General features: G+C 63.9%; 21 protein-coding genes. 11 read left to right on the forward strand and 10 right to left on the reverse strand.

Features of this window, described 5'->3' with window-relative positions; translation table 11 throughout:
- The first annotated feature begins 9 nt into the window (after positions 1-9).
- Together HV711_RS13585 and HV711_RS13590 are read left to right on the forward strand one after the other, a co-directional pair.
- The gene (locus HV711_RS13585) at positions 10-2,988 is read left to right on the forward strand and encodes a molybdopterin-dependent oxidoreductase (RefSeq protein ID WP_035480454.1); all 2,979 of its coding nucleotides are present in this window, start codon (positions 10-12) and stop codon (positions 2,986-2,988) included.
- Between the two features lie 10 nt (positions 2,989-2,998).
- Positions 2,999-3,862, forward strand: coding sequence for a 4Fe-4S dicluster domain-containing protein (locus HV711_RS13590; protein ID WP_035480453.1), 864 nt, complete (start codon positions 2,999-3,001; stop codon positions 3,860-3,862).
- 76 nt (positions 3,863-3,938) lie between these two features.
- On the opposite strand, the gene pstS is transcribed toward HV711_RS13590, so the two are convergent.
- The 3 genes from pstS to HV711_RS13605 form a co-directional block, all read right to left on the reverse strand.
- Positions 3,939-4,955: a phosphate ABC transporter substrate-binding protein PstS gene (gene pstS / locus HV711_RS13595; RefSeq protein ID WP_175145113.1), complete on the reverse strand. Its 1,017-nt coding sequence runs from the start codon at positions 4,953-4,955 to the stop codon at positions 3,939-3,941.
- Between the two features lie 429 nt (positions 4,956-5,384).
- Complete coding sequence (locus HV711_RS13600) at positions 5,385-5,846, reverse strand: RidA family protein (RefSeq protein ID WP_035480450.1); 462 nt, start codon at positions 5,844-5,846, stop codon at positions 5,385-5,387.
- Between the two features lie 114 nt (positions 5,847-5,960).
- A complete protein-coding gene (locus HV711_RS13605) occupies positions 5,961-7,016 on the reverse strand; it encodes an SDR family oxidoreductase (RefSeq protein WP_035480449.1) in 1,056 nt (351 codons plus the stop codon).
- Positions 7,017-7,072: 56 nt separating this feature from the next.
- Here HV711_RS13605 and HV711_RS13610 point away from each other — a divergent pair, with 56 nt between their 5' ends.
- Entirely contained in the window at positions 7,073-8,083 is a 1,011-nt protein-coding gene (locus tag HV711_RS13610; RefSeq protein WP_035480447.1) for an AraC family transcriptional regulator, read from the forward strand.
- Here HV711_RS13610 and HV711_RS13615 read toward each other — a convergent pair.
- A complete protein-coding gene (locus HV711_RS13615; protein WP_013592200.1) occupies positions 8,073-8,582 on the reverse strand; it encodes a MarR family winged helix-turn-helix transcriptional regulator in 510 nt (169 codons plus the stop codon). The genes HV711_RS13610 and HV711_RS13615 overlap by 11 nt on opposite strands.
- Before the next feature lie 204 nt (positions 8,583-8,786).
- Between HV711_RS13615 and HV711_RS13620 the strand changes: the two genes are divergently transcribed.
- Genes HV711_RS13620 through HV711_RS13635 form a run of 4 tightly spaced genes read left to right on the forward strand, consistent with a single transcriptional unit; the run spans position 8,787 to position 13,915 of the window.
- Positions 8,787-9,758 carry an amidohydrolase family protein gene (locus HV711_RS13620; protein ID WP_035480446.1) on the forward strand — a complete coding sequence of 324 codons (972 nt, stop codon included), beginning with the start codon at positions 8,787-8,789 and terminating at the stop codon, positions 9,756-9,758.
- Positions 9,755-11,122, forward strand: coding sequence for an MFS transporter (locus tag HV711_RS13625; protein ID WP_035480445.1), 1,368 nt, complete (start codon positions 9,755-9,757; stop codon positions 11,120-11,122). The genes HV711_RS13620 and HV711_RS13625 overlap by 4 nt, the downstream gene beginning before the upstream one ends.
- A gap of 58 nt (positions 11,123-11,180) precedes the next feature.
- Positions 11,181-11,645, forward strand: a complete 465-nt coding sequence (locus HV711_RS13630) for a (2Fe-2S)-binding protein (protein ID WP_035480443.1) — start codon at positions 11,181-11,183, stop codon at positions 11,643-11,645.
- On the forward strand, positions 11,642-13,915 hold the full coding sequence (locus HV711_RS13635) for a xanthine dehydrogenase family protein molybdopterin-binding subunit (RefSeq protein ID WP_035480441.1): 2,274 nt from the start codon (positions 11,642-11,644) through the stop codon (positions 13,913-13,915). The genes HV711_RS13630 and HV711_RS13635 overlap by 4 nt, the downstream gene beginning before the upstream one ends.
- 169 nt (positions 13,916-14,084) lie before the next feature.
- On the opposite strand, the gene HV711_RS13640 is transcribed toward HV711_RS13635, so the two are convergent.
- From HV711_RS13640 to HV711_RS13655, 4 genes are read right to left on the reverse strand one after another with little or no spacing between them, the layout of a single operon-like run.
- A complete protein-coding gene (locus tag HV711_RS13640; protein ID WP_028361952.1) occupies positions 14,085-14,483 on the reverse strand; it encodes a DoxX family protein in 399 nt (132 codons plus the stop codon).
- Positions 14,484-14,517: 34 nt separating this feature from the next.
- Positions 14,518-15,588, reverse strand: a complete 1,071-nt coding sequence (locus HV711_RS13645) for a maleylacetate reductase (protein WP_035482640.1) — start codon at positions 15,586-15,588, stop codon at positions 14,518-14,520.
- Positions 15,575-15,898, reverse strand: a complete 324-nt coding sequence (locus HV711_RS13650) for a Dabb family protein (RefSeq protein ID WP_035482636.1) — start codon at positions 15,896-15,898, stop codon at positions 15,575-15,577. Before HV711_RS13650 ends, HV711_RS13645 begins: the two co-directional genes overlap by 14 nt.
- Positions 15,895-16,779 carry an intradiol ring-cleavage dioxygenase gene (locus HV711_RS13655; protein ID WP_035482635.1) on the reverse strand — a complete coding sequence of 295 codons (885 nt, stop codon included), beginning with the start codon at positions 16,777-16,779 and terminating at the stop codon, positions 15,895-15,897. Before HV711_RS13655 ends, HV711_RS13650 begins: the two co-directional genes overlap by 4 nt.
- Positions 16,780-16,898: 119 nt before the next feature.
- Here HV711_RS13655 and HV711_RS13660 point away from each other — a divergent pair, with 119 nt between their 5' ends.
- Positions 16,899-17,822, forward strand: coding sequence for a LysR family transcriptional regulator (locus tag HV711_RS13660; protein ID WP_035482632.1), 924 nt, complete (start codon positions 16,899-16,901; stop codon positions 17,820-17,822).
- Positions 17,823-17,855: 33 nt separating this feature from the next.
- Here the strand turns inward: HV711_RS13660 and HV711_RS13665 are convergent, their stop codons facing one another.
- On the reverse strand, positions 17,856-18,764 hold the full coding sequence (locus HV711_RS13665) for a LysR family transcriptional regulator (RefSeq protein ID WP_035482630.1): 909 nt from the start codon (positions 18,762-18,764) through the stop codon (positions 17,856-17,858).
- 110 nt (positions 18,765-18,874) lie between these two features.
- On the opposite strand from HV711_RS13665, the gene HV711_RS13670 reads away from it, so the two are divergent.
- From HV711_RS13670 to HV711_RS13680, 3 genes are all read left to right on the forward strand, one after another.
- Positions 18,875-20,224, forward strand: coding sequence for an MFS transporter (locus HV711_RS13670; protein WP_035482629.1), 1,350 nt, complete (start codon positions 18,875-18,877; stop codon positions 20,222-20,224).
- A complete protein-coding gene (locus HV711_RS13675; RefSeq protein ID WP_035482628.1) occupies positions 20,221-21,264 on the forward strand; it encodes a hypothetical protein in 1,044 nt (347 codons plus the stop codon). Before HV711_RS13670 ends, HV711_RS13675 begins: the two co-directional genes overlap by 4 nt.
- Before the next feature lie 81 nt (positions 21,265-21,345).
- Entirely contained in the window at positions 21,346-23,001 is a 1,656-nt protein-coding gene (locus HV711_RS13680; RefSeq protein ID WP_035482627.1) for a tannase/feruloyl esterase family alpha/beta hydrolase, read from the forward strand.
- Between the two features lie 25 nt (positions 23,002-23,026).
- Here the strand turns inward: HV711_RS13680 and HV711_RS13685 are convergent, their stop codons facing one another.
- Positions 23,027-24,193: an ABC transporter permease gene (locus tag HV711_RS13685; protein WP_014973364.1), complete on the reverse strand. Its 1,167-nt coding sequence runs from the start codon at positions 24,191-24,193 to the stop codon at positions 23,027-23,029.
- Positions 24,194-24,198 lie beyond the last annotated feature (5 nt).

Raw genomic sequence — 24,198 nt, forward strand, 5'->3', positions numbered from 1 at the left:
GATCGAACGATGAAACGTCAGGCTCTCAAGACCATTTTGTTCGCGTTGCCCAAGGTCCTTGACCTGACGGCACGCCGTTTCCCGATGTATCGCGCTCGTCTCAAGGAGAGAAATCTGATTGTATGGATCGGATTGATGGACGAGAGCATCGGCCGGGTCATCGAGTTCAGGAACGGCCGTATTCGATCGCGCGCCGCGGGGCGAGCACAGTCCGACGTGCGCATGGCCTTCAAGGATGTCGCCACGGCCTTGAAATTTCTCTCACCCAATCCCGACCAAGGAGAAATCATCCACGCCGCCAAGAATTTCAAGGTGGTCACCGAGGGCGAGGATGAGCTTCTCGTCTGGCTCATGCAAACACTGGCCATGATGCAGACGGTCGGCCTGCCGATGGGCACGCCCATGCAAGACGGTACTCGCCGGTACACGACCTGCACCAACGGCGGGCCGTTGTACGTGTACGTCAAAAACGGCCGTATCGTTCGCGTCACTCCCATCGAATTTGATGATCGCGATGCGGCTAGCTGGGTGATCGAGGCACGCGGCCGGCGCTTTTCGCCACCGCGACGCGCCTTGGTGGCCCCCCATGCGTTGACGCTCAAGTCGCTCGTCTATTCCGACAAGCGCATTCTCCATCCGATGAAGCGGGTCGATTTCGATCCGGACGGTGAACGCAATCCTCAGAACCGCGGCAAGTCGGGCTATGTGCGTATCAGCTGGGACGAGGCGCTCGATATCGTCGCCAAGGAGATCAATCGACAAAAGCGCGTTCACGGTCCGGGCTCCATTACGTTCCCGGTGTCGTCGCACCATCAGTGGGGCAACGTAGGCTACTACTTGAGCGCATTGACGCGATTTGCGAACCTGATCGGCTTTACCCGTGTGGCCGCCAATCCGGACAGCTGGGAGGGATGGTATTGGGGCGCCATGCATCACTTCGGCAACTCCATGCGCATTGGCGTGCCAGCCGGCTATGGCGGCGTGGAGGACGCCCTCAGGGAAGCGGAGATGATCGTCTTCTGGTCGTGCGATCCGGAGAGCACCAATGGCGCCTACGCGGGCTTCGAGGGCACGCCGCGCCGCTTGTTGGCCAAGGAGCTCGGGCTGCAGTTCGTGCATATCGATCCGCACTGCAATCCCACGGCCCAGTTGCTCGGTGGCCGCTGGATTCCGATCCGCCCGCAAACGGATGCGGCGTTGGCCACAGCGGTCATGTACGTGTGGGCCGTGGAGGGCCTGTACGACGCGGCGTATGTCGCTGCCCGAACGACCGGCTTCGAGCAGTGGCGCGCGTATTTGCTGGGCGAAACAGACGGCATTCCCAAAACGCCGGAATGGCAGGAATCGGAAACAGGCGTGCCCGCCAAGGACGCTCGCGCTTTGGCTCGCCTGTGGGGGAACAGAAAGGTCCATCTGGCCGTCGGGATGACGGGCACGGGATTTGGCGGCGCCGGCCGGGGCGCCACCGGCGCGCAATGGGCGCGCTGCATGGTCATGATGATGGCCATGCAGGGCTGGGGCAAACCGGGCGTCAACTTCGGCTGCCTTGAAGTAGGGGCGCCTCACGATCTGCATTTCTACTTTCCAGGCTACGCGGACGGCGGTATTTCAGGTGACCTCGCGTGGACGGGCAACGCGGTGAACAACTATCAACGCATGCCCCACATCTTGACCTTGAACCCGGTCAAGCAAATGGTGCCGCGGCAACAGTTGCCGGACGCCATCATCGACGGCCATGCCACGGGTTATCTGTGGGATGGGATGTCGCAGGAAGCGCAGTTTGCGCCGTTCAGCTATCCCATGCCCGGTTACTCGCCGATCCACATGATTTATCGCTACGGCGGCTCGGCGCTGAGCACCGTGACGAATTCCGGCCGCTGGACGGAGGCCTACCGGCACCCGAGCCTCGAATTCGTCGTCAATCAGTCCATCTGGATGGAAGGCGAGGCGCAGTTCGCCGACGTGATCCTGCCGGCATGCACGGCATTGGAGCGCTGGGACATCGGCGAGTGGTCGAATTCCGGCGGCTACGCGCACCACGGCTTCGGCACCGTCAACCATCGCGTACTGACGATGCAGCATAAGTGCATCGAGCCTTTAGGCGAATCGCGTTCCGACTACGATATTTTCACTGCGATCCTGACGCGGCTAGGCTTGGGCGGCGTATTCACAGAAGGGTGTAGCGAACTGAATTGGGTCAAGCGGGTGTTCGACTCGTCCGATCTGCCAGATCACGTGTCGTGGCGCGAGTTTTGCCGAAAGGGCTATTACGTCGTGCCGCCCGAGAAGCCCGAACTTCGTCATCCCGTGGACATGCGTTGGTTCGCGCAGGGCCGCCGAAAGGACTTGCACGAACCCCATCCGTTGCCGTCGCAGTTCGCCGAAAAGTTTGGTGAGGGCTTACAGACGCCAAGCGGAAAATTCGAGTTCGTGCCGGAGTTGCTCGAGCGGCACACCGCGAACAACCCGGAAAGGCCGCCGCTCAATCGATACATTCCGTCCTGGGAGGGTTTGCGTTCCGAGCTCGCGCAACGCTACCCGCTGCAGTTAATCGCGACGCACAGCCGCTACAGTTTCCATACCCACTGCGACGGCAAGCATTCGGCGGTCAATAGTATTGACGACCATCGCGCGCTGATCGGCGGCCACCGCTTCTGGTTGTTGAGGCTGAGCCCGGCAGACGCCGCCGCTCGCGGCATTGCCCATCGGGACCTCGTCAAGGTGCATAACGATCGCGGCGCCGTGATCTGCGCCGCCGACGTTTCGCCGCTGGTGCGCGCAGGAGTGGTCAAGTCCTACGAGGCGAGCGCTGAATTCGAGCTTGTCGAGATTGATGGCGAGCAGGTTGAAATCGGCGGTTGCATGAACATGCTTACACCTGATCGGCCGCAGACAGCCGGCACGAGCAGCATGAGCCCGAATTCCTGCCTCGTGCAGGTTGAAAAGTGGCGCGGCGCCGACGCGTTTTTGCTCGGTCGCGCAGCGTGAGGACTCCAGAATGAAAAAGTGGAACCTGATTGTCCGTGTTGGACGTTGCGAAAACTGTCAGAACTGCGTTATTGCGTCCCGTGACGAGCATGTAGGCAATGACTTCCCGGGCTACGCCGCGCCGGCAACCATCGGCGCCGAGAGCCCGATCCGAATCCTGCGGCGCGTCCAGGGCGGCTCGCATATGATCGAGACCACGTACCTTCCGGTGATGTGCAATCACTGCGACGACGCACCGTGCATGAAAGTGGGCGGGAGCGCCATTCGCAAGCGCGCCGACGGCATTGTCATCATCGATCCGGATAAAGCGCGGGGTCGAAAGGATATCGTGAAGGCGTGCCCGTACAAGGCGATCGTCTGGAATGACGAACTGCAATTGCCGCAGATCTGGATATTCGATGCTCATCTGCTCGATCAGGGTTGGCGGCACCCGCGTTGTCAACAGTCGTGCCCGACGGAGGTATTCGAAGCAGTGCAGCTCGATGACGAATCGATGAGCGAAAGGGCGCAAAGCGAGGGGCTCAGGGTGTTACGGCCCAACCTGGGTACGAAACCACGCGTGTGGTACAGCGGGCTCGAGCTTTGGGATACCTGTTTTATTGGAGGAAGCGTGAGCGCGCGGGTGGGCGATGTAGTCGAATGCGTCCCAGGTGCGAAAGCGGCGCTGTATGCAGGCGATCGCATAGTGGCCGAAACCGTCTCCGACGTGTTCGGCGATTTCCGCTTCAGCGGTCTGGAAAAGAACAGCGGGGTCTATCGAGTCGAAGTCCGGCATGCATACGGAGAGGCATCGCGCCAGTGTGAGCTCGGGGAGAGCGTGCATCTTGGCGAGCTTGTGGTAGCGGCTCCGGATTTGGCGAGCGTGTGCTCGTGAGTTCGTCGGGCTTGGCAGCGCTCGCTTTGCGGCCGGCCCGCTTCTGCAACCAATGGGTGGGCGCTCACCCACACCTTCAGTGTACGGTGAGCGGTTTGCGCGCAAGCTCCTCGGGCTGACTGGCTGGCCATTGCGAGCGGATTCTCGCCACCACCACGTCAGGCAGAGGGACGTAGTCCAGCGCGTCGACTGTTTGTCCGCCATGAGCAAATGCCCATTCGAAGAATTTCAGTGTGGCTTCGTTGCGGCCCGCCGCGTCTCGCGCGGCATGAATGAGCACGTAGGTCGCGCCCATGACTGGCCATGCATCCTGACCTCGTGGGTGGGTGAGCGACTGATAGAGCGAACCGGACCAGTCGGCACTGTTTGCCGCAGCCTTGAATGTCGCGACGCCGGGTTGTATCGGGGAACCCTCTGCATTGGCGATGGCCGCATACGTCAAGCGATTCTGCTTCGTGAAATCCCATGCGACGTAGCCTATAGCGCCCGGCAGGTAGCCGACGTACGTGGCGACGCCTTCATTGCCCTTGCCGCCGATTCCCAGAGGCCAGCGGACCGTGGTGCCTTCACCGATCCTCCGGTTCCATTCGGGACTCACCTGTGCGAGATAGTGCGTCCAGATCAGCGTCGTGCCTGATCCGTCCTGACGGCGCACGACGGCAATGGGCGTATCGGGCATCCTGATGTTCGGATTCAGCCGCGCGATTGCAGGATCGTCCCAGTAGCGAATCTTGCCGAGAAAGATCTCCGCGAGCACCTGTCCTGAAAGCGTGAGCTTGCCGGCCGCAATGCCCGGAAGATTGACGACGGGAACCACGCCGCCGATCGCTGTTGGAAACTGCCTCAATCCGTTAGCCGAGAGCTGCTCGTCGGTCAGCGGCGCGTCGGAGCCTGCGAAATCGACCTCGTTGGCAAGCATCTGCCTGATGCCATCCGTAGAGCCTGTAGCGTGATAGACCACTTTGCTTCCGCCCGACGCCCGATAGTCGGTGGCCCATCGGATATAGAGGGGTGCGGCGAACGTGCTGCCGGCCCCGGTAATGTCGGCGGAGTACGCGGCTGTTGCAAATGAAACGCAAAGCACGTCAGCCATGAGGGTGCGCCATGCTCTCACGAGGGCCTCCGGTGGGGTCTGATCATCGGACAGCAGTGCGCTAACGTCGGCATTGCCAATCGTTTTGGCGAATGCAAATCGTCATCGCTATTGCGGCAGCAGTTTGAATCTCTACGCGCGGGTCTGCCCTTTGCTCCGCCATGCCGCATGTGGCCAATTACACGACGCTCGCACGGTGAATTCCAATTGAATCGTGCTATCACTGCGCGGAATTCGCGAACCGCGAAGCGGCAGGCAGTGACTGTAAACTTCGCCGCCCATCGACCGCAACGCCGCGCCTATCAAGCAACCGATGCAATGCGGTGAGCGCGTCAGCTGTCGTCGGCGAGGCAACTCAGGAGTTTGCGAGGCGGCTTGGCGAGCCTGTGGCGATGGCCGCGGCGGCCGCACCGACGCAGTGCCGCCTGCTTAGCCGTGCAGCTCGAACACGCTGTCGATCTCCACCGGAATGCCCATGGGCAGCGTATGCACGCCGATGGCGCTGCGGGCCGGCAACAGGTCGGTGCCGAACAGATCCAGCAGCACGTCGCTCGCGCCGTTTGCAACTTTGGGGTGCTGAGTGAATGAGGCCGCAGCTCGCACGTAAACGGTCAACCGTGCACACCGCCTGATGCGGTCGAGCCCGCACTGTTCGTGCAGGCAAGACAGGATCATGAGCATGGTCAGCCTTGCGCAATGCTGAGCGCGCTCGATGCTCATCTCTTCGCCCACAATCCCTGTCACAGGCACGCCGTTTTCGAAAGGTCCTAGCCCCGAGACGTGCGCCTCGTTGCCTATGATCGATACGGTGCGATACGAACCGAGCGGCGCGATGGGTGGGGGCAGAACCAGGCCGAGTGTCGCGAGGCGAGCGGTGGTCGTTTCAATCATGGAGTCTCCGTAGAAAAAGCAGCGTCGTTGACGCAAGCATGCTGCGCTTTCCGGGCGCAGGGGCGCATGTCCGCTGGCCGAGCAAGGTACCAGCAAAATGCAGGCTGTGCGTTGCTAGTGCGACTGGGTCTCGCGCAGCAGCCCGAGCCGCACGAGGCTTTGAGCCGTCGCAACAATGGCCTCCTCGCGGGGGCGCGGCGACCAGCCGAGCAGGCTCATGGCTTTCTGGCCGGTGGCGTTGAGATTGCGGCCAAGCAGCGGCAGCGAGCCCCGCAGCGCGGGATCCCTCAGTGCGCCGAGGCGCACGAGCCAGTTCGGCAGCACCCGGGTGGAGACACGACGCCCGGCAGGCCCCATGCGTGCCTTGAGAAGCAGGGCGACATCGGCCAGCCACATGCTTTCGCCTGCAATGGCAATAAAGCGCTCGCCGCTGGCGGCTTCGTGAGTCATGGCCCGTACATGCAGATCGGCGAGATCGCGTACGTCGACGAAACCTGAATTGATCCGCGGATTGCCCAGCTGGCCGTCCAGCATGTCCCGGATCAGGCGGATGGAGTGCGAATAGTCGGCGCCGAGGACGGGCCCGACAACCGTCACCGGGTTGATGACAGACAGTTGCAAGCCGCGTCCTTCTCGCGTGACGAAGTCCCAGGCCGCACGCTCCGACAAGGTCTTCGATTTCTGATAGGGCCAGACATTCTGGCTTGTCAGGTCACTCCAGTCAGTCTCGTTGAAGGGCCGCTTCATGGGTGCGTGTCCGGCGCAGATCGCACCGAAAGCGGAGGTGAGCACCACGCGCTGCACGCGCGCGTCGCGTGCGGCGCGCAGCACGCGCAGATTGCCTTGCACGGCGGGCCCGATCCAGTCGTCTTCGCTCGTCTGCTGTCCCGTGGGCGTCGGCGACGCGCCATGCATGACGTAGGCGCAGCCGGCAGTCGCTTCGTGCCAGCCTCCGTCGGAGGCGAGATCGGCCGCGACGAATGACAGACGATCTCCGGGCTCGGCACCGCCTGTCTTCAGTTGTGCACGCACTTGCGCCTCGCGCGTGAGCGAGCGGACGGTGGTTCGTACCCGATAGCCGAGATTCAGCAGGGCGAGAATACAGTGCTGAGCGATGAATCCCGTGCCTCCGGTAACAAGAACGGTTGCGTCTTTGCTTGTGCGGTTCATATCTGGATGTCCGAAACGAAGAACCGCAAGGTTAAGACCCGACCTGCGGGTTGTTAATGCTCTATAGTGCGAGTTACTTGCGTGACAGTACGATCATGAGTGGCGATCCCTTCTCCGACATCCTCAGATTCACGAAAGCCAGATCATTGGCGACGGGCGGTTTTTCAGCCGGCGGCAGCTGGGCCATTCGTTTTCCCGCACCGGACAAGATCAAATTCTTTGCCGTAGTGAAAGGCGCTTGCTGGGTTGTGATCGACGGCGAAGACCCGATCCGGTTTGCAAACGGGGACGTCGGTCTGCTGACAGCAAAACGGTCGTTTGTGCTCGCAAGCGATCCACGTGTTGTGCCCGTCGACGCCATGGTGTTGTTCTCGGGCGCCGGCCGCAGCGCGGTCACAGTGGACAACGGCGAAGACTTCGCGCAGATTGGAGGGCACGTTCTGCTGGATCCGGCAAGCGGCGGCCTGCTCTCAGACGTCCTGCCGCCATGGATCCACGTACCGGCTGCATCGCCACACGCAGAAAACTTCCGCTGGCTATTGCAGCAACTGGTGGAAGAGCGCGCAGCCGATCTGCCTGGCGCGCAACTCGCGTCGGCCCAACTCGCGCAGCTACTCTTCATTCAGATACTGCGCGCTCACCTGAAAACGTCCACGCCCATGACGGGATGGCTGCGTGCGTTAGGCAACCCACGCATTGCGCCCGCGCTGCGCCTCATGCACGGCGATCCCGCACGCTCATGGCATCTGGACGAGCTTGCAGCCGCGTGCGCGATGTCACGGACCACGTTCGCTTCTCACTTCAGGGCGAGCGTCGGTGTCGCGCCGTTGACCTATCTGGGACAGTGGCGCATGCGTCTTGCAGAGCGCAGGTTGCGCGACGAGAACATCGCGGTCGCCGTGCTTGCCGAGTCGCTCGGGTACTCGTCCGAAAGCGCATTCAGTCACGCATTCAAGCGCATGTCAGGGCATGCGCCTACGGCATATCGTTTTATCGCCCGGGCTGCTTCCGAAGAAGGCGACAGCGAATCCCGCGGCGTTCGCACGAACGAATCGGCTACCGGTTAGAGCCTGCTGCCGTATCCACCGGAACCTCGGTGAAATGTTCGAGCGACTCGGCATTCGCGTAGAGGCGCTCCAGCAGATCGCGCAGAAAGTCGATTTCCACCTGACTGAAGCAGTTAAGCGCCGTGACTTCGAAATGCTTCGCGAGCGGCACGATTTTGCGCGTCAGCTTCGCGCCTTCGGCGGTGAGCGATAGCTGCACGGCGCGTCCATCCGACGAACTTTTCTCGCGCAACACCAGACCCTGCGCAATGAGACGATCCACGATCCGCGACAACGCCGACATGTCGACGCAAGCACGCTCGACGAGCTCCGACAGGCGCTGATGCGGGCGGTGTCCAAGCGACGCGCATACGCGCCACTCGCTGAGCGACAGGCCATAGTCGCGCAGCACCTTTGAAAACGAACCGCCCATGCGACTGCCCGCACGCGCAACCAGGTACGGAATAGCGCGTTCCAGATCGTGCTCGATGAGCGGCGCATTCGGCTTCTTCATGTTCATGCCATGACGTGATAGTTGAAGTCGCAAGTATATACCATCGTCCTTTCGCCGGTTAGCGCTAGAACAGGGCCAGTTTTAACGCCTAAGACGCGTAGTAAGGCAAGAGGCGCCACGGGTAATCCCTGATTCATAGTTGAAAAATCAAATATATACTGAGCTGCAATTTAGATGATTTTTCAAGTAAATTTAATCGGGACCCATGCTATGAAAGACAAGATCGCGCTGGAAGAACACTTCGCCATCGACCAGACCATCGGCGATTCACAGGTCTATGCGCGTGCGGAGGTGTGGACCACGCTGCGCGCGAATCTGCTCGATTTCGAACAGCAGCGCCTCGAGCAGATGGAGGAGTGGGGCACCGCGTACTCGATCCTGTCGCTGAATTCCCCCGCGGTGCAGGCCATTCCAGATGCTGGCCGCGCCAACGATGTCGCACGCCGCGCCAACGACGTGCTCGCGGAACAGATCAATCGTCATCCCAAGCGCTTCGGCGGCTTCGCCGCATTGCCGATGCAGGACCCGGAGCTCGCCGCACGCGAACTGGAGCGCTGTGTGAACGAACTGGGCTTCCACGGCTTTCCGGTCAATGGCTTTTCGCAGGTTGGCGACGCGGACACCGTCGTCTATTACGACGATCCGCGCTTTGAAGAATTCTGGGCGCGCGCCGCTGCATTGAACAAGCCGTTCTACATGCATCCGCGCGATCCTTTGCTGACGCACGCGAAGGTGTTCGACGGCGCACACTGGCTGACCGGCCCCACGTGGGCGTTCGCGGCGGAAACCAGCATGCACGCGCTGCGCCTGCTGTCGAGCGGGCTCTTCGACCGTCATCCGCAACTGCAGATGATCCTCGGCCATTTCGGCGAGGGCATTCCGTTCAACGTCTGGCGCATCGACCACATCCTGCGCAAAGGACGCCGCGGTATGCCGTGCGAACGCGAGATCGGCGATTATCTGCGCGAGAACGTGTACATCACGACAAGCGGCAACTTCCGCACGCCGACCCTGCTTTCGACGATGCTCGAAGTCGGTAGCGACCGCATCATGTACTCGGTCGACTATCCGTTCGAAAAGCACGAGGACGCGGCGCGCTGGTTCGATCGCTGCGAGATCAGCGAGAACGACCGGCGCAAGATCGGCCGGGACAACGCGCGCCGTCTGTTCGGTCTTGCATGAGCACGCGCGCGCACAAGCCGGACGTGATCGACGTCGCGGCCACCATCGACGCGCAGCCGGTCGGTGCGTTCCAGAAGCGGCTCATGGTGCTGATCGCGCTGTGCGTGGTGATCGACGGATTCGACGTGCAGTCGATGGGTTTCGTCGCGCCGGCGTTGATTTCGTCGTGGCACGTGTCGCGCGCGGCAATGGGGCCCGTGTTCGGCGCGAGTCTCGTCGGCATGCTGATCGGCGCGCTGACGATGGGGCCGCTCGCCGATCGCGTCGGCCGCCGGCCGGTGCTGCTCGGCTGCACGGCATTCGTCGGTGCCATGATGATCGCCACCGCCTTCGCGGCGTCGCTCGCGCATCTGCTCGCGCTGCGTTTCGTCACCGGTTGCGGTCTCGGCGGCATCATGGGCAACGCGGTGGCGCTCGTCAGCGAGTACAGCCCGGCGCGCAAGCGCGCCACGCTGACCATGTGGGTGTCGTGCGGCTTTACGCTCGGCGCGGCGTTCGGCGGCGTCGTGTCGGCCTTGTTGATTCCGCTTGCCGGCTGGCGCGCGGTGTTTGCACTGGGCGGGGTTGTGCCGCTGCTGATCGCCGCGGCCATGGCGGCCGCGCTGCCCGAGTCGATGCAGTTCCTGATTGCCCGCGGCGCGCAGGCCGAGCGTATCGGCGCGCTGCTGCAACGCGTCGCGCCTGCCGCACGCGTCGCGCTGCACACGCGCTTCGTCGCGCCCATGCGCACACATGAGGGCAGCTCCGTTGCCGCGCTATTCGCCGAGGGTCGCGCCCGCGTCACGCTGTTCGCGTGGGGCGTGAATTTCATGAACCTGCTGAACCTGTTTTTTCTTGCGAACTGGCTGCCGACTATCGCGACCGATTTCGGCTACGGCGTTGCCGATGCGGCCATCATCGGCACGACGCTGCAGGTCGGCGGCATGATCGGCACGCTTGCCATGGGGCCGCTGATCGACCGTTGGGGCTTTTTTCGCGTGCTCGTACCGGTTTATCTGATCGCGACCGTCGCTATCCTGTCCATCAGTCACGTCCCCGCCGTCTCGCTCGCGATGCTGCTGGCGATCGTCACCGCAAGCGGTTTCGCGATCGTCGGCGGACAGCCCGCGAACAACGCGCTTTCAGCGGCGCTCTATCCGGTGACGCTGCGCGCAACCGGGGTCGGCTGGAGTCTCGGCATCGGCCGTGCCGGGTCGATTGTCGGACCGATCGTGGCCGGCGCGCTGATGCAACTGCACTGGAGCGCGCAGCAGCTGTTCTGCGCGGCGGCCATTCCGGCGCTCCTGTCTGCCCTGATGTTGTACGCCATGTCGCGCGAGCGCTGCCTCACGCCGACGCGCAAGCCTTCGACGGAAGCAGCCTGAACGCGGATTTACCGCTCGTCTCGCCGTCGTGTTTCTTTCCTTCCCCTGGAGTATTCCGATGACGATTTCGCTGCTGGTCAACCGGCAACGGCACAGCGTGCCCGCGTTGCCTGACACGCCCCTGCTTTATGTGCTGCGCAACGACCTCGCGCTGAACGGCGCAAAGTTCGGCTGCGGACAGGCGCAATGCGGCGCGTGCACGGTGATGCTCGGCAAGACGCCGGTCCGCTCCTGCGTATTTCCAGTTGGCGCGGTGCACGGGCAGCCGGTCACGACCGTCGAAGGGCTCGGCTCGCCCGAGCATGTGCACCCGTTGCAGCAGGCCTTTATCGACGAGCAGGCGGCGCAGTGCGGCTACTGTTCGAGCGGCATGCTGATGGCTGCAAAGGCGTTGCTCGACGCGAACCCGCACGCGGACGAGGCGGCCGTGCGCAGCGCGCTGGCGGGCCAGAAGTGTCGTTGCGGCGCACACAACCGGATCGTGCGCGCCGTGCTGCGAGCCGCGGAGGCGATGCGTTCATGAAAGCCAAGGCAATGCGATTCCCGGGCTTTTCCGCGTCGCGCCGCCGCTTCGGTCAGCAGGCGGGCGCGTTGGTGGCGCTGTTCTCGCTCGCGCCGTTTGCTTCGCGTGCGCAAACGCCTCTGCCGAGCGTGCAGAAGGCGCCCCAGCCGGTCAGCTTTCGCGAGAACCCGCGGCTCGACGGCTGGATTCGCGTAGACGAACGAGGGCACGTGACCGTCTTCACGGGCAAGGCCGAACTCGGTCAGGGCATTCTGACCGCGCTGACGCAAATCGCCGCGGAACATATGGACGTCGACTTGTCGAGCGTGTCGATCGTTTCCGCCGACACGTCGCGAGGCCCAAACGAGGGCTACACCTACGGCAGTCAGTCTGTCGAACAAAGCGGCGCGGCGTTGCAGGCAGCGAGCGCGCAGGCGCGCGCGGTGCTCGTCGGCACTGCCGCGCGGCAACTCGGCGTTCTCGCGGATGGGCTTACCGTGCGCGCCGGCGTGATCTACGCGCCCGATGGCCGCACCGTACGCTACGGCGATCTCGTGCGCGGCGAAAGATCGCTGCTCGCGCGCGCCGTGACAGCCGATGCGCCCGTCAAGCGTCCCGCCGACTACCGGTTGATCGGCCGTTCCATTGCGCGCATCGATCTGCCGGCAAAGTTCACAGGCGGGGCCGCGTTCGTGCAGGACATGCGCTTGCCCCGCATGCTGTTCGGCCGCGTGGTGCGGCCGCCTCGCGCGGGAGCGAATCTGATCGATGTCGATCTCGAGCGCGCGCGGTCCATGCCGGGCGTCGTCGCAGTGGTCCGCGACGGCGATTTTCTCGCGCTCGCCGCCGAGCGGGAAGAGCAGGCCATTGCCGCGCGAGCCGTGCTCGCGAACGCCGCCCGCTGGAGCGACGCGCATGCCGATCTTCCCGATGTCGACGCATTGCCGGCCGCGTTGCGCAGCTGGCGCAGCGAAGACACCGTTGCAGCGGCAACCGGTCAGGACGTGCCCGTGCCCCCGGATGTTCGCTGGATAGAGGCGGATTATTCGCGGCCTTATCTGTCGCAGGCGTCGATCGGACCTTCGTGTGCGCTCGCCTGGCTCAAGGGCGCGCACATGACCGTGTGGTCGCATACGCAGGGCGCGTACCCGCTGCGCGGCGATCTTGCGGCGGTGCTCGGCATGGCTGTCGACGCTGTCGATGTGATACACGTGCCCGGTTCAGGTTGCTATGGCCACAACGGCGCAGACGATGTGGCGCTGGATGCGGCGCTGCTCGCCCGTGCGCTTGCGGGCCGGCCCGTCAAGTTGCAGTGGATGCGCGACGACGAATTCGCGTGGGCGCCGATCAGCCCGGCCATGTCCATGCGCATCCGGGCCGCGCTGACGCCCGCGGGCCGCATCGCCGACTGGCAGTACGACGTGTGGAGCAACACGCACGCGGCGCGTCCGGGGCAGCTCGGCGGCATCAATCTGCTCGCGGCATGGCATCTGCGAAAGCCGTTCACGCCGTCGCCGTTGCTGCGCATTCCGCAACCGTACGGTAACGGCGATCGCAACGCGGTGTCGGTCTATGCATTGCCGCGGCAGCACGTGGTCAACCATCTGCTGCTCGATTCGCCTATCCGCACGAGTTCGCTGCGCACGCTCGGCGCGTTCGGCAACATCTTCGCGATCGAATCGTTCATGGACGAACTTGCAAAGGCCGCGAACGCCGACCCGGCCGCGTTCCGCCGCGCGCATCTGAGCGATCCGCGGGCGCTCGCCGTGCTCGATGCGGTGCTTGCAAAGGCGAACTGGCGCGCGGACGAAAAGTTGCCGCCGGGGCGTGGAAGGGGGCTCGCGTATTCGCGCTACAAAAGTGTTCAGGCCTATGTAGCCGTAGTCGCTGACGTGGAGGTGGAGCGCGAGACCGGCACGGTGAAAATCACGCGTGTCGCGATTGCGGCGGACCTCGGTCGCGTGATCAACCCCGACGGCGCGAAAAACCAGATCGAGGGCGGTGCGCTGCAGGCGCTCAGCTGGTCGCTCAAGGAGCGCGTGAATTTCGACTGGCGTGAGATCACGACACGCGGCTGGGCCGACTATCCGATCTTTACGTTCGAGGACGTGCCGCCCGTCGACATTGTGTTGATCGACAGGCCGGATATGCCCTCGCTAGGTGCGGGCGAGTTCTCGGTGGGCCCAGCCGCGGCGGCGCTCGCCAATGCGGTCGCGGCGGCGACAGGCGGCCGCGTGCGCGATCTGCCGATGACGCCGCAGCGCGTCAAGGCGGCGTTCGTTGCGGCCTGAATGCGGCAGCCTCGCACGAAGGCGCGGCTCATCGCCGATGGCCACGGTCCGTTTGATCGTCATTCGTCGGGTTTAAAAGCGAAGAGCCCGCTGCCGGATCAACCGGTAGCGGGCTCGGCAATTCATCAACTCGAGCGCGACACGAGGCGGCACGCGCGCATGGGTTCGATCACTCGCGCGCTTGCTTGCGCGAGCGCGGCTCGATCAGCAGCAGAAAACCGCCGACCATTGCAATGTTCTTGAAGAAGTTGTTCAGCTGCGGATTGAACTGCGCGGGATCGGCGTTCCAGAAGCGATGCGCGACGAACGCGGTCATCAGCGTATAGATCGCGAGGATCGCCGCGATCTCGCGCAGGCGCCAGCCGAAGATGAGCGCTAGCGACCCGCCGATTTCGAGCAATATCACGGCCGGCACAATCGCTTCGGCCATCGGCAGGCCCAGTTTCGCGAAATAGCCGACCGTTGCGGACCAGGTGAGCAGCTTGCGGATGCCGGAAATCAGGAACAGCGCCGCCATCAGCGTGCAGGCAATGCGCAGTCTGGCGGGTTGCGCAGCAAGTGTAGTCATCGTATAGGTATCCTTATTGATGGGAAGTAAAGTGTCAGGAAAGCGCAGGCGGCGCACCGTCGAACGCCCGTTGCAGCAGCGCGCGAATGGGCGCACGTTCGATCGCGCGCGGATTCCAGTACGCGTTCTGGCAAGCGAGATCGGCCGCACGGTCGAGATCGGCCTCGCGCATGCCGAGCGCAGCAAGCGACACCGGCGCGCCGAGCCCGCGCGCGAGCGCATAGATGCCGGCGGGCGCGTCGTCGCAACCGAGCGCGTCGGCGATACGCGTCATCGCATGCGGCGCGGCGCTCGCGTTGTATGCCAGTGCGTGTGCGAGCATGACGGTGTGCGTGGGCGCATGCGGCAGATCAAAACTGCCGCCGAGCGTATGGCAGAGCTTGTGATGCAGCGCCATGCCGACCGAGCCCAGCACCGCCCCGCACAGCCATGCGCCGTACAACGCAGCGCCGCGCGCCTCGGGGTTCGAGGGCTCACGTGCGATCGTCGGCAGACTGCGGGCAAGCGCGGCGATGCCTTCGTGCGCGAGGAGGCTCGTCACCGGATTCGCGTCGCGTGCATACAGCCCTTCGGCGGCATGCGCAATCGCGTTGATGCCGCTCGTGACGGACAGGGCGGCAGGCAGCGTCAGTGTCAGCTCGGGGTCGTAGATAACGGTTCTGGGCAGCACGCGCATGTCGGTGCCGGTGCGCTTGACGCCGTCTTCAGTGAGTCCGTAAATGGGCGTCATTTCGCTGCCTGCGTAAGTGGTCGGCACGGCGATCACCGGCAGCCCGCTCGTCAGCGCAATGGCCTTCGCAAGGCCGATTGCGGAGCCGCCGCCCGCCGCAATCAGGCAATCGGCGCGCAGTTGCGCGGCAAGCTCCTGCGCCTCGCGGGCGAGCGCGGCGGGCACGTGCATCGCGGCGCGATCGAAGAGACCCGCGCTCGTCTGCCCGAGCGCGGTGGCGAGCGATTCGCCCAGCGCGCGCTGCTCCGCGCCGCATATCACGAGCGCCCGGCCGGCGCCGAGCAAACGCACTTCGTCGCCGATGGCCGCGCGCTTGCCCGCCCCGAATACGACACGCGCGGCGCGGCCCGTGTAGACGAATTCACTGGTGTGCATGACGGGAGTCCTCGATTGCGTAGTCGACCTGGTAACGTGCGACGCGAATGTCGCCGAGCGCCGCCTTCATGCGCAGATGCGCGGGATGCGTCGCGTAGCCCTCCAGCGCGCTCTGCGAAGCGAAATCGGCCACAAGCACCGCATCGCACGCGTACTCGACGCCGCTCGTATCGAGACCGAGCTCGATGGACAGCATGCCGGGAATCTCGCCGCGCATGGCTTCTACCGACGTCTTGACGAGCCGGCGTGCGGCGTCGCGCTCGGCGGGCGAGTCGCCGCGCAGCTTCCACATCACGATGTGGCGGATCATGCGGCGTCTCCGCGCGGGTTTAGCACGAAGCGGTACGCGAGCGTATAGAACGGTTCGTCCATGCGCGTGCCGTCGGGCGCCACACCGGCTTCGTGCCGGTCCCAGTCGACGACCAGCGACGAGCGCACGCCGAACACCGCGTCGGAGTCGAGGTAACGATCGCCGTCGCGGAACACATGGGTGATCAGCGGTTCGTAGCCGTCGGCCTGGATCCAGAAGTGCAGATGCGCGGGGCGCCAAGGATGCCGGCCGAGCGCCTCGAGCATCCTGCCCACGGGGCCGTCGTGCGGGATCGGATAGGCCTCGGCGAGGATCGAGCGGAAATGGAACGTGCCGTCGGCTGCAGTGCGCAGACGGCCGCGCGCCTGGGGCTCGATGCGGCCTTGCGCATCTGCCTCGTGCTGGACGTCGTAAAAGCCGTCTTCATCGGATTGCCACACGTCGAGTTGCGCGCCGCCCACCGCCTCGCCGTCCATGCCGACCACGCAGCCGCTGACGAAGCAGGGCGCGCCGGCCGCGCCGTTCGCAATGTCGTCGCCGAGCGCGTATTCGGGAGCGTCGGGCACAAAGAACGGGCCGAGGACGGTGGCTTCGGTGCACGCAGCCGGCTTGCGGTGATTCTGGGTCGTCACGAGCATGGACAGCCCCAGCGTGTCGGACAGCAGCACGAATTCCTGCCGGCGATCGTCGGTGATATGACCGACCTCGGTGAGGAAGCCGACTGCGCGGAACCACTCGTCCTCGGTGAGCTTCACGTCGCGCGCGAATGCATGGAGGTGTTGCACGAGGCTCGTCATGACGGTGCGCAGGCGCTCGTCGCTGCAGTGCGACATGGACGCAAGCACGGCTTGGGTGATGGTGTCTTCGTTGATGTTGCGCATCGGTCTCCTCCGCAAATGTCCCGGTACTGTAATCGTGCCGCGCGTGGAAAAATATGATCGTCGCGGAAAACATTCTTCCGCCTGGTGGAAGAAACGGCGGTCGAATTCGAGGGTCAATCATGGATCGCTTTACACAAATGGAATTCTTCGTGTTGACGGCCGACCTCGGCAGCCTCACGCGCGCGGCCGAGCGCCTCGGCCTTTCCAACGCGGCGGCGAGCCGCATGCTGAGCGCGCTCGAAGACCGGCTCGGCGTGCGGCTCGTGGAGCGCACCACGCGGCGGCTGTGGCTCACGGATGCCGGCCGCGAGTATCACCGCCGCTGCAGCGCGCTGATTGCCGAGGCAGCCGAGGCCGATGCCGCCGCCGGCGAACTGAGCGCCCGTCCACGCGGCGTGTTGCGGGTCACGTGCTCGGTGTCGTTTGCATTGCTGCATATCGCGCCGTGGCTGCCGCGGTTTCGCGAGCGCAATCCGGAATTGCGCGTGCATATCGAAGCGGCCAACCGCTATCCGAACTTTATCGAGGCGGGCATCGACGTCGCGGTGCGCACGCGCGAGCACGTAAGCGATTCGGGAATCATGGTGCAGAAGCTTGCGCAGACGCGCCGCGTGTTCGCGGCGTCGCCTGCGTATCTGGCGCGTCGCGGCTGGCCCGGCACGCCCGAAGCGCTGGCGTCGCACGATCTTCTCGTCTACGCACTCGCGGCAGATCCCTATCTGCTGCACCTCCGCAAGGGTGACGAAGTGCGCGAGGTACGCATCGCGCCGGTCCTCGAATCGAACGAAGGCCAGGTGATTTGCGCGGCCGCTCGCGCAGGCATGGGTATTCTGATCCAGCCGCTTTATATCGTCCGCGACGACATCGTGGCTGGGCGGCTCGTGCCGGTGCTCGAGGACTGGCAGTTGCCGCCGCTCATCATCAACCTCGCGTATCAGAGCCGGCGGCATCAGCCGGCCAAGATACGCGTATTCGCCGAGGCGCTGCGCGAGCATATGAAGTCATCCGACCTGCAGACTTCATGGAACGTGCGCGGCGGCTAGGGGTCACGTTCTTGCGTGGCGGATGACGCTTCGTCACTCGCGGCTCGGATGTTGGTGCACGAAAGCGAGCAAGGTCTGGCGAAAGTGCGAAGCCGCCGGGTTCTCCAGGTCATGGCGGGTGACGAGGTGCAGCGGTGCGTGAAAGGCACGGTCGCCCGCCACACGGCAGTAGCGCACGCTTTCCTGGTGATAACGATGCATCGACGCGGGAACGAGCGAGATACCGCCGCCCGCTGCCACGAGATTGATGGCCGTGACCATGCGCGGCACTTCCTCCACCACATGCGGCTCGAACCCCTTTGAGCGGCACGCGCGAATAAAGTCCGCATACATGCCGGGCGCGCCGGGCCGGCGCACGAAGATGAACGACTCGTCGGCAAGTTTTTCGAGCGCGACTGCGCGGCTGCTGATAAGCCGATGTCCGACGGGCAATACCAGCAACATCCTTTCTTCCGCGAGTAACTCGAACCGCAGACTCTCGGGCGCATGAACGGGTTTTCGCAGGATCGCCGCATCCGCACGGTCGTCCACCATCATTTCGATGATGTCGGCGGCATTGACCTCCGTCATGTCGATCGCCACCTCCGGGTACAACTCGCGGAAATTGCGGATCGCGGTCGGCGTGAGAGGATGAAATGCAGCGGAACTCGTGAGTGCCACGCGCACGGTGCCGATGTGCCCTTGCGCCACGCGGCGCGCCTGAATGACCGCATTGTCCAGTTCGAGCAGCACTGAGCGGGCGCGCGCCGCCAACGTTTCACCAGGCGCGGTCAATATGACGCCGCGCGGTTGCCGCACGAACAGCGCGAAGCCGAGTTCCTGTTCGAGCTCCTGAATCTGCTGCGAGAGCGGCGGTTGCTGAATGTGCAGCCGGCTGGCGGCGCGGGTGAACTGGCCTTCTTCGGCGACTGCCAGGAAGTAGCGCAAATGTCTCAGTTCCATGGGGAGCCTGCTATATGTGTTGGATATGGCAACCGCGCCTCACATGTATTTTACATTGGCGAGTTCCGCACGTACTCTGTCTTCGCAGGCAGCCGAAAACAAGGAGACACATGCAAACCGTTCTGCAAGCCGTCACAACCACGGTCGGCGCGCCGGCGCCAAGCCGATCACAGATGCGCCGCGCGGTGCTTGCTTCAGTGATCGGCAATGGCCTCGAGTGGTTCGACTTTCTGGTCTACGGGTATTTCGCCAAGGTCATCGCGCAGGTGTTCTTTCCCGTGGGCAACAGCTTCGTGTCGATCACGCTGACGCTCGCCACGTTTGCCATCGGCTTTCTCGTGCGGCCGCTCGGCGGCGTGGTGATCGGCGCGTGCGCGGACCGTTACGGGCGGCGCAAGACCTTGTCGCTGCTGATTCTTTTGATGGCGCTGAGCACGCTGATGATGGGCCTGACACCCGGCTATGCCACGATCGGGGTTGCGGCGCCGCTCATCGTGATTGTGGCGCGCATTCTGCAGGGGCTCTCCGTGGGCGGAGAATTCGCGACCGCCGCGGCGATGCTGACGGAGTATGCGCCGCCTCGGCGCAAGATGTTCTTCGGCAGTTTTCAGATGACGTCGCAGGCCGTCGCGCTCCTGCTCTCGTCGCTCTGCTCGTTTGTCCTTACCACGCGGCTCACGCACGAATCGCTCGTGTCGTGGGGCTGGCGCGTGCCGTTCCTGCTCGGCGCGCTCGTCGGCCCGGTGGGTTTCTACATCCGGCACAAAGTCGGCGAATCGCCCGAGTTTCTTCAGTTGCGCGAGCGGCTCGGCCATGCACCGCGCCAGTCGCTTCGCACCTTCGTCCGTGAACGCGGCGATGCGGCGCTCTGTGCGATGGGCGTCATCATCGTTGGGGCCGCAACGAACTACCTGTGGCATTCGTACATGCCGCTTTATGTCGAGCACCAGCTGCATTTGCCACTAAAAAATGCGCTGTTCGGCACGGCCATATCCGGCCTGATCGGTATTGTCGGCTATCCGCTGGCGGGGCGCCTCGCCGACCGTTTCGGCGCATATCGACTGTTTTTTCCCGTCACGATAGGGTGGATAGGTGCCGCGTACCCGCTCTTTGCCTGGGTGCTCGCGGCACCGTCCGCTGAACGTGTGTTTGCTGCGCAGATGGTTGCGACTGTCGTGCTGAGCCTGATGTCCGGCGCGCATCCCGGCATGCTCACGCAACTCTTTCCCACCGCGACGCGCTCGACAGGCGTTGCGCTGTCGTACAACGTGGCGGTGACGCTGTTCGGCGGTCTTGCACCGCTCACGGTTTCGACGTTGATCGACGTCACCGGCTCGCGGTTGGTCCCAGCGTGGTATCTGATCTGTGCAGGCGTGGTTTCGCTGTTGCTGGTTGGACTGACGGCCTCCGGGCGGCGCCTCTGCCGCAAGCCCGATCTCTGGCTGGCCGACGGTCAATGAGCGCCGCAATGAATCTCCTGACGGATAGCGACGCACGTCCGCGTAACGAAGTGCCCGTGCAGGTGGTCGCCGGGGAACGGTTGGTCGTAAGCAAGGCGGGCGGCGAGGCGGCGGTGCCGCTTTTCAGGGGCGGCAGCGCGCGGCCTGCCGACGCGACGCAAGTGGTGGTGATGCTGCACGGAAGACTTCGCGATGCCGATGCCTATCTGCGATCCACGGAGCGTGCGCTGGCGTCGTCGACCAGGGATGCGGACAGCGTGATCCTCGCCGTACCGCAGTTTCTCGCGACGGCCGACGTCGAGCATCATGCGTTGCCGGGCGGCTATCTGCACTGGGAGTGGACCTCCTGGATGGGTGGCCTTGATGCCCTCGGTCCGTCGCCGCTCAGCTCGTTCGACGTACTAGATGCGCTGATCGAACATTTCGTGCGCGACGGCGGTTACCCGAACGTGCGGGAGATCGTCATTGCGGGGCATTCCGGCGGCGCGCAGGTCGCGCATCGGCACGCAATACTGAGCGACGTCGCCGTGCGTTGCAGGGCAGCCGGAGTACTCGTGCGTTATGTCATTGCGAATCCGTCGTCCTATGTGTACTTCGACGCGTGGCGGCCGTACTGTGCAGATGGATCGAGCGCAGACGCTCGCGCTGCCTGCGCCGGCTTCAACGCATGGAAGTACGGCACGCAGGGGCTGCCGCGTTATGCAGAGGTTCTCGATGCGCAACGGCTGGAACACCGTTATGTGGATCGCGATGTGACCTATCTGCTCGGCACGCACGACAACGATCCCGCGCATCCGGCGCTCGACCGCTCATGCGAGGCGATGCTGCAAGGCCCCCATCGACTCGCAAGAGGCCGGGCCTATTACGCCTATTTGCGTAGGCGGCATCTGCGACTGCGTCATCAACTCTACGAAGTAGCGGGCGCGGCGCACAGCGGTGACGCGATGTTCGTGTCGCAGCCAGGTGTCGAGGCGCTGTTCGGCACGGCCGCGCGGCTGGTCGATACCGGTGTCGTGCATGAGGGCCGCGCGCTCGAATAGCCGCACGGCCGCTTGCGGACAGCAGCAACGCAGCAGCAACACAGCAGCAACGTAGCAGCCAACGGTATTCGGGAGACGACGATGATCAGAAGATCGCTCGTGTGGGCGCTCGCCTTCACCTTATGCACCAGCGGATGCGGCGGCAATGGGCCGCACAGCGACAGTCCAGCCGTCTCAACCCCCGCGCCCACGGCGGCTGCCCAGTGCGCAGCGTTGCGCGGGCTGTCGATCCCAGCGTCTTCGATTGCCGAACCGACCAGCGGCGCCACGATTACGAGCGCGACGCCCGTCGAAGCGAGCGGCGAATACTGCCAGGTGAACGGCGCCATCGCGCCGGTCGACCGCGCTGCGCCATCCATCAAGTTCCAGGTCAACCTGGCGACTCAATGGAATCACAAGGCGCTGCATTATGGCGGCGGCGGTTTCGACGGCACGCTGATCACCGGTGTCGAGCCGCTCGACATGGCGCCGACCGGCACGCCCACGCCGCTCGCACAAGGCTATGCGACCTTCGGCGACGACTCGGGGCATCAAAGCTCGAGCATTACGGATGGCAAATTCGCCGCGAACGACGAGTCGCTTGCCAACTACGGCGGGTTGAGCCTTAAGAAGACGCACGATGTCGCCATGGCGCTCATCAAAATGCGCTATGGGAGCCCGCCCGACAAGGTCTATTTCTTCGGCAGTTCGACGGGCGGACGCGATGGTCTCAGCGAAGCACAGCGCTGGCCGCAGGACTACGACGGCATGGTGGTGAACCGTCCCGCGCTCAACTATACGGGGCTACGTCTGAGCAATGTCGTGCTGGGCCGGGCGCTGTATCTGAATGGCGGTGCCGGGTGGCTGGACGTGGCGAAAACGGTGTTGCTGCAAAACGCGATCATGACCGCGTGCGATCCACTCGACGGGGTCGCAGACGGGGTGATCTCAAACGTGGCTGCGTGCAAGGCGCAATCGGCCGCAGTGCTTGCCTCGGTGCGTTGCGCGAGCGGCGCGGACTCGGGCGATACCTGCCTGTCGGACGCGCAGATCGCCACGGTGCAGACTATTGCGGCACCGCTGCAATTGCCGTATCCGCTGGCGAACGGCGTGACGCGTTACGCCGGCTACAACATTCTGGCCGGTTCTGTTTTTGCAGGGCCTAATACGACCCGCGATCTCGGCCAGTCTGCCGTGCCTGCCAATCCGGCGGGCAAGAAGGACGCGAACCAATGGGTGACGGGTGATCAATGGGTGAAGTACTTCGTCACACGTGTGCCGGCCTTCGATTCGTTGACTTTCGACCCGCTGAATCCCGGGGCGTATCAGTCGCGGGTGCAAGCTGTGTCCGCGCTCACCGACGCGACGAACACGGACCTGAGCACCTATATGGCGAAAGGCGGCAAGCTCATCATGACGCACGGGCTCGCAGACGAGATCGTTAGCACGGATTCGAGCACGGACTACTACAATGGCCTCGTGGGGCGCTTCGGACAGAGCACGGTGGACGGATTTGTGCGCTTCTATCTGATGCCAGGCGTCGGCCATGGCACGGGCCCGTTTCATCCAGCCGTCGATTCGCTTTCGGCGCTGGATCAATGGGTGGAGACCGGCAAGGCGCCCGAGACCCTGCGGATGAGCGATCTGAACGCCGCAACGCTCGGCAGAACGCGTCCGCTCTGCCGTTATCCGCGATGGCCGAAGTACATCGGCGGAGATGTCAACGCGGCCGCGAGCTTCCAGTGTGCCGGCTCCTAGTGCCGCAACTCGCTCATGCCGTGCTTCAATGCGCGCGCAACGCATCGACGATATTCATGCGGGCCGCGCGCATTGCAGGCAGAAAGCCGCCGACAAGACCCATCAACATCGAAAATGCGAGCGCCTTCGCGCCGATAGCCGGCGTGAGGATAAAGCGGAAGGACAGGTCCGCGAAGGTCTGGAAGTTGGTGGTCGAAAACGACGCGAACTGCATGAACGCCGCGCAGCCCAGCCCCGCCAGTCCGCCGACGAACCCGAGCAGCATCGCTTCGACGAGAAACGCAGCGAGCACATTGGCACGGCTGAAACCGAGCGCACGCAACGTGCCGATTTCTGCGACGCGGTTGGCCACGGACGCGTACATCGTGATCATCGCGCCGATCATCGCCGCGATCGAAAAGATGATCGATAGCGTGAAGCCGAGAATGTTGATGAACGTCGAGAGCGCCTTCGACTGGTCGCTATAGAACGTCTGTTCGCGCTTGGCTTCGTCGGCGAGGCGCGGATCGACGTCGAGGTCGGACCTGAAGCCGTTGAACTGGTCCGATTGCGCGAGCCGCACCACCATCGACGAATAACTCGTGCGGCGAAACGACTGCATCAACTGGTCGACATCGCCCCAGATTTCCGAATCGAAGCCGCTGCCGCCTGCATCGAAAGTGCCGACGACGGTCCAGTCGCGCTGCGCGAAGCGCAAATGCTCGCCTGGCTGCGTGCCGTTGAAGCCCTTGGCAATACTGCTGCCGACGACAATTTCGGACGCCCCTGGATTGAACATCCGCCCCGACGCGAGCCTGACTTGCGGCCGCAAGCTCATGCCCGCGGGCGAGACCCCGCGAATCACGACATTCGACGGCTTGCCCGAGGAGCGCTTCGTGAGCGAGATCAGCACGACGGATTCCTTTGACGCCATGCGCCGCCCGTCGTCGCCGATCGCCACGTCCGGGTGCATTTCGATCACGTTCGCCTGGTTGCGATCAATCGCACTTTGCACCTCCGTTTCCGCACCCTTGCGGATCACCACGACGTTGTCCTCTTCCCCGGTGGACACGAGCGTTTTCTTGAGGCCCGCATCGAGCATCAGCACGGTCGCGAACACGAACACGACGAGGGCGAGGCCGCCGGCCGTGAGCGCGGTGGTCAGCCGGCGCGTCCACAGATTACGCGCGATGTACGAGAGCGGGATCGCCATGTCAG

The organism is Paraburkholderia phenoliruptrix, from assembly GCF_902859825.1.
GTDB lineage: Bacteria > Pseudomonadota > Gammaproteobacteria > Burkholderiales > Burkholderiaceae > Paraburkholderia > Paraburkholderia phenoliruptrix.

Bases quoted from the DNA above. Each gene is read 5' to 3' on its own strand.
- HV711_RS13585 (WP_035480454.1), top strand. From the start codon at position 10: ATGAAACGTCAGGCTCTCAAGACCATTTTGTTCGCGTTGCCCAAGGTC.
- HV711_RS13590 (WP_035480453.1), top strand. From the start codon at position 2,999: ATGAAAAAGTGGAACCTGATTGTCCGTGTTGGACGTTGCGAAAACTGT.
- pstS (WP_175145113.1), bottom strand. From the start codon at position 4,955: ATGGCTGACGTGCTTTGCGTTTCATTTGCAACAGCCGCGTACTCCGCC.
- HV711_RS13600 (WP_035480450.1), bottom strand. From the start codon at position 5,846: ATGATTGAAACGACCACCGCTCGCCTCGCGACACTCGGCCTGGTTCTG.
- HV711_RS13605 (WP_035480449.1), bottom strand. From the start codon at position 7,016: ATGAACCGCACAAGCAAAGACGCAACCGTTCTTGTTACCGGAGGCACG.
- HV711_RS13610 (WP_035480447.1), top strand. From the start codon at position 7,073: ATGCTCTATAGTGCGAGTTACTTGCGTGACAGTACGATCATGAGTGGC.
- HV711_RS13615 (WP_013592200.1), bottom strand. From the start codon at position 8,582: ATGAACATGAAGAAGCCGAATGCGCCGCTCATCGAGCACGATCTGGAA.
- HV711_RS13620 (WP_035480446.1), top strand. From the start codon at position 8,787: ATGAAAGACAAGATCGCGCTGGAAGAACACTTCGCCATCGACCAGACC.
- HV711_RS13625 (WP_035480445.1), top strand. From the start codon at position 9,755: ATGAGCACGCGCGCGCACAAGCCGGACGTGATCGACGTCGCGGCCACC.
- HV711_RS13630 (WP_035480443.1), top strand. From the start codon at position 11,181: ATGACGATTTCGCTGCTGGTCAACCGGCAACGGCACAGCGTGCCCGCG.
- HV711_RS13635 (WP_035480441.1), top strand. From the start codon at position 11,642: ATGAAAGCCAAGGCAATGCGATTCCCGGGCTTTTCCGCGTCGCGCCGC.
- HV711_RS13640 (WP_028361952.1), bottom strand. From the start codon at position 14,483: ATGACTACACTTGCTGCGCAACCCGCCAGACTGCGCATTGCCTGCACG.
- HV711_RS13645 (WP_035482640.1), bottom strand. From the start codon at position 15,588: ATGCACACCAGTGAATTCGTCTACACGGGCCGCGCCGCGCGTGTCGTA.
- HV711_RS13650 (WP_035482636.1), bottom strand. From the start codon at position 15,898: ATGATCCGCCACATCGTGATGTGGAAGCTGCGCGGCGACTCGCCCGCC.
- HV711_RS13655 (WP_035482635.1), bottom strand. From the start codon at position 16,779: ATGCGCAACATCAACGAAGACACCATCACCCAAGCCGTGCTTGCGTCC.
- HV711_RS13660 (WP_035482632.1), top strand. From the start codon at position 16,899: ATGGATCGCTTTACACAAATGGAATTCTTCGTGTTGACGGCCGACCTC.
- HV711_RS13665 (WP_035482630.1), bottom strand. From the start codon at position 18,764: ATGGAACTGAGACATTTGCGCTACTTCCTGGCAGTCGCCGAAGAAGGC.
- HV711_RS13670 (WP_035482629.1), top strand. From the start codon at position 18,875: ATGCAAACCGTTCTGCAAGCCGTCACAACCACGGTCGGCGCGCCGGCG.
- HV711_RS13675 (WP_035482628.1), top strand. From the start codon at position 20,221: ATGAGCGCCGCAATGAATCTCCTGACGGATAGCGACGCACGTCCGCGT.
- HV711_RS13680 (WP_035482627.1), top strand. From the start codon at position 21,346: ATGATCAGAAGATCGCTCGTGTGGGCGCTCGCCTTCACCTTATGCACC.
- HV711_RS13685 (WP_014973364.1), bottom strand. From the start codon at position 24,193: ATGGCGATCCCGCTCTCGTACATCGCGCGTAATCTGTGGACGCGCCGG.